The organism is Candidatus Nanopelagicales bacterium (genome assembly GCA_018003655.1).
Taxonomy (GTDB): Bacteria; Actinomycetota; Actinomycetes; order S36-B12; family UBA10799; genus JAGNDY01.
In genome coordinates this window covers 1-4,390 of sequence record JAGNDY010000125.1, presented here as the reverse complement: position 1 = coordinate 4,390, position 4,390 = coordinate 1, and the positions used below count along the sequence as shown (strand labels likewise).

Below are 4,390 nucleotides of genomic sequence, written 5' to 3'. Positions count from 1 at the left end.
CCTGTGAGACCACCTCTTGGAGCGCGTTGCGAAATTCAGCCAGCATCTGTGGCGACATCGAATTCGCCTTCGCGAACGAGAGCCGAACGACAGCGACCTGATCTGCCGTCATTTCGATGGAGTAGCCAGGATCACCCATGCCCCGACCCTAGAACGCCCTAGGTGGCTCACGACGACTGCGGTCGCCTCACCCGTTTGCCCGCTCTGCGCTAAAGGCGCCTGCACTGTCCGTTCGACGGTTCACATATGGCTACGTGCGCACGGACACGCGCGACGCGGTTGCGTCGCAGCGCGGCCGTTCCCACGACGCGGTTGCGCCGCAGCGCGGCCCTACCCGCCCTGTTGACCGTGCTCTTGATCGCGCTGCTCGCGCTGGTCCTTGCGGTGCCACCCTCTTCAGCGATGACGCCCGCCACGACGGGAGGCTCAGTCACAATGGCCGCGACCAAGACTGCGGGAAGCGGGCTCAAACCCACAGCGACTGAGCGTCGGGTGTTCAAGCTGACCAACCAAGCACGCAGGCACAGCCGGTTTTGCGGAGCCAAGCGGTACCGAGCCGTTCCACGCCTAAGTTACAGTCGAAAGCTCGGATTGGCCGCTCGCCGTCACAGTAAGGACATGGCTCGCCACAACTTCTTCGACCACTACAACTTGGCGGGCCTAAGCCCGTGGGATCGGATCGAGAAGGCTGGCTACGGCCGGTGGCGGGCGGCGGCAGAGAACATCGCCGCAGGCCAACGGACCCCACGTGAGGTTGTCACCGCATGGCTCAAGAGCCCAGGGCATTGTTCCGGGATCATGAGCAAGTCGGTGCGCCAGATCGGTGTGGGCTTCGCGACCGGCCCCGGCAAGTACCACCGCTACTGGACGCAGGACTTCGCAGCGAAGGGGTGACCGCCGCCAATCAACCTGAGTGTGGCGTGCCCGGGGTTGCTCAGGCGAGTAGCGTGCTGGCGTGACTGATTCCAACGATGCTTCGCACATCTCTTCACAGCAGGCGAGCCGCATTCCGCGCAGTGCCGACGCCGATTACACCGACGATGCCGCCGCTGGGCGGCGTGAGTTCATCGCCGAACAGACGGGCACTGCTCTGCCCAACGTCGGCCACTTCTCCGGCGACCCAGCTGGTTTTCAGGGGAACATCGAGAACTTCACCGGCGTGGCACAGGTACCCATCGGAATCGCGGGGCCGCTCCTGGTCGATGGCGAGCACGCGCAAGGGGAGTTCTATGTGCCGATGGCCACCACTGAAGGAACGCTGGTGGCCAGCTATAACCGCGGGATGAAGCTGCTGCGTGCCGCCGGTGGAGTCCGCACAACCGTGATCGATGACGCCATGCAGCGAGCGCCAGCGTTTGTCTTCGCCGACGCCCGAGAGGCACGCGCATTCGGACTGTGGCTCACCCAGAACCTTGAGCCGATCCGAGCTGCTGCTGGCACCACCACCACGACCGGGCGACTGCGCGATATCGATCAGTACTCGGCGAGTCGGATGGTCTTCACCCGATTCAACTACACCACCGGCGATGCCGCCGGACAGAACATGACCGGCAAAGCCACGGCTGTTGCGTGCGCCTGGATCAGCAGCAACTACCCGGGGCATATCGAGCGGTTCTACCTTGAAGCCAACTTCGCCACGGACAAGAAGAGCTCAACGATCAACATGCTGCGCACCCGGGGTAAGCGCGTCGTGGCCGAAGCGACTTTGCCCTCCGACCTGCTCAAGGAGCACATGCACGCGGGCTCGCGGGAACTGTTCGGCGCTCGTTTGGTCTCAAGTCTGGGTGGTTACTTGTCGGGTGTGACCAACAACGGTGCACACTCGGCCAATGGCATCACGGCGATGTTCATCGCGACTGGCCAGGACGTTGCGAACGTCGCCGAATCCTCCGCCGCCGCGGTCTATGCGGAGGTGCTGGACAACGGCGATTACTACTACTCGATCACGCTGCCAGCCTTGATCGTCGCCACCTACGGCGGCGGCACCGGGTTGCCAACACAGCGTGAATGCCTGGAAATGTTGGGATGTTATGGCACTGGCAAGGTGCAGAAGCTTGCCGAGATCGTCGCGGCCACTGTGCTGTGCGGGGAGTTGTCGCTTGGCTCAGCAATCGTGGCGCAGGAATGGGTCCAAGCACACGATGACCTTGGCCGGAATCGCAAGTGACTTCCAACCAGGAAGCTCCGGCCGCTGTCTCCACGATCATCAGCCCGCGCTGGATCGTCCCAGTTGAACCGGCTGGCACAACTTTGACCGACCACAGCATCGCAGTTGACGCCGGTGTGATCGTCGCAATCGGACCGACGACCGAGGTCACAGCTGCCTACCGTGCGACCGAGACCGTGGACCTGCCGCACCACGTCCTCACGCCCGGACTCATCAACGTCCACACGCACGCACCCATGACGTTGCTGCGTGGCTACGCCGATGACCTGCCACTGATGACGTGGCTAGAGGACTACATCTGGCCGGCCGAAGGCAGGTGGGTAGGGCCGGAGTTTGTGCGCGACGGAACCAGGATTGCCATTGCCGAGATGCTGCGATCGGGCACGACCTGTGCGGCGGACATGTACTTCCACGCAGAAGTGACAGCGGCAGTCGCACAAGAAATCGGCATGCGGATGGTCGTTGGAATGATCTGTTTGGACGCGCCGACCAATTACGCGAGTGGGCCCGAGGAGTACCTGCGCAAGGGTGTCGAGATCCACCGGTCGTTGGCCGAGCTGCCTTTGGTGACTGCCGCATTCGCGCCGCATTCGCCGTACACGCTGTCCGATGACGCCTGGCGGCAGATCGTGGAGCTGGCCGACCAGTTAGACGTACCCATCCACACCCATCTGCACGAGACCGCAGCGGAGGTGGCCGATTCCCTGCGCATCCACGGTGTCCGACCGATCGAGCGGCTAGCGTCCCTCGGCGCGCTGAACCACCGACTGGTCGCGGCCCATATGACACAACTCCTGGAGTCCGACTACTCCCAACTGGCAGCGGCGGGGATGACCGTCGCCCACTGCCCGGAATCGAACTTGAAACTTGCGAGCGGATTCTGCCAAGTGGCTTCGCTGCAAGCCGCCGGAGTCAACGTCGCGATTGGAACCGACGGCGCCGCGAGCAACAACGATCTCGACATGCTGGCCGAGCTTCGCCTCACCGCGATCTTGGCCAAGGGAACCTCCGGGGACGCCAGTGCCGTCCCCGCCCACACGGCGTTGCGGATGGCAACCCTCGACGGTGCGCGCTGCCTGCAACTCGATCATCTTGTTGGTTCTATCGAAGTTGGCAAACAAGCGGACTTCGCGGCCTTCTCGCTCGACGGCGCTGCCAGCATCCCCACCTACGATCCGGTGTCACAGCTGGTCTACGCGACCACACGTGACCAGGTCAGCGACGTCTGGGTGGCGGGCAACCGTCAGGTCCGCGACGGCACTCTGGTCGGGTTTGATATCGACGAGTTGCGCAGCAACGGCGAATCGTGGGCTCGACGGATCCGCGGCTGAGCTAGTACCCGCGAGTCAGGCAAGCGATGACCTCGTCGTCGCTGGTCTGACCGAAGTCGCGGTACCAGTAGCCAACTGAGCCGAAGTCGGCCTCGACCAGCACGGCCACAACCTGATCGGCAAAAGGCTCGATGCGGGCGATGCCCTGCACAGAGGCGACCGGCACGGCGGCGATCAGGCGCGATGGTTGCGCCGCCCGGACTTCCTGCAGGGCCGCTGCCATCGTGGAGCCCGTCGCAAGTCCGTCATCGACCACCACCACGACCTCGTCAACGAGGTCAAGTGCCGGTTTGCGCCCACGACGGTAGACGTCTTCGCGTCGCGTGAGCTCAGTTGCCTCCGACGCCACAACCTGATCGACGTCCCGCCTGGCGATCCCGGCGCGCGCGATGAGTTGCTCATCGAGAACGACACCATGGGCACCCAGGGCTCCGATCGCGAACTCGGGGTTTGCGGGCATGCCGATCTTCCTGATCACCAGCACGTCGAGCGCTGCGTCAAGTGTCCGGGCAACTGCCGCCGCAACCGGGACCCCGCCGCGTGCCAGGCCGAGCACGACGAGTTGCGGCGGAAGGCCGAGCGCCTGCAGGCATTCGGCTAGCTGCTGCCCAGCATCCACTCGATCGTTGAAGATCAAGGACCCTCCAGCGGTACTAACCGCCAGCGCTCAACTGGCGAACTTTCGCGTCGTTGTCCCACACCAGCAGGGCGCAGTCAGGGAATCGCTCCAGTAGCTCCAGACCAACCCGCTCCCCGCCGACCAATACGGACTTGGTTAAGACTTCCGCCAACCACCCGTGCGGCGCAATAGCACTGACGCCAACAAATCCGTTGGACTCCAACGAACGACCCGTCGACGGGTCGATGATGTGGTGCGCAGTGTGGCCATCGT

At 63.8% G+C, this 4,390-nt stretch carries 5 protein-coding genes; 3 read left to right on the top strand and 2 right to left on the bottom strand.

The window, feature by feature from the left end:
• Positions 1–246 precede the first annotated feature (246 nt).
• From KAZ48_10985 to KAZ48_10975, 3 genes are all read left to right on the top strand, one after another.
• Positions 247–894: a CAP domain-containing protein gene (locus tag KAZ48_10985; GenBank protein MBP7973315.1), complete on the top strand. Its 648-nt coding sequence runs from the start codon at positions 247–249 to the stop codon at positions 892–894.
• Between the two features lie 61 nt (positions 895–955).
• Complete coding sequence (locus tag KAZ48_10980; protein MBP7973314.1) at positions 956–2,167, top strand: hydroxymethylglutaryl-CoA reductase; 1,212 nt, start codon at positions 956–958, stop codon at positions 2,165–2,167.
• A complete protein-coding gene (locus tag KAZ48_10975) occupies positions 2,164–3,498 on the top strand; it encodes a TRZ/ATZ family hydrolase (protein ID MBP7973313.1) in 1,335 nt (444 codons plus the stop codon). Before KAZ48_10980 ends, KAZ48_10975 begins: the two co-directional genes overlap by 4 nt.
• 1 nt (position 3,499) lies before the next feature.
• On the opposite strand, the gene KAZ48_10970 is transcribed toward KAZ48_10975, so the two are convergent.
• Both KAZ48_10970 and KAZ48_10965 read right to left on the bottom strand, forming a co-directional pair.
• The gene (locus KAZ48_10970) at positions 3,500–4,135 is read right to left on the bottom strand and encodes a hypothetical protein (protein ID MBP7973312.1); all 636 of its coding nucleotides are present in this window, start codon (positions 4,133–4,135) and stop codon (positions 3,500–3,502) included.
• Between the two features lie 16 nt (positions 4,136–4,151).
• On the bottom strand, positions 4,152–4,390 hold a 239-nt coding region (locus KAZ48_10965), incomplete at its 5' end, for an FAD:protein FMN transferase (protein ID MBP7973311.1).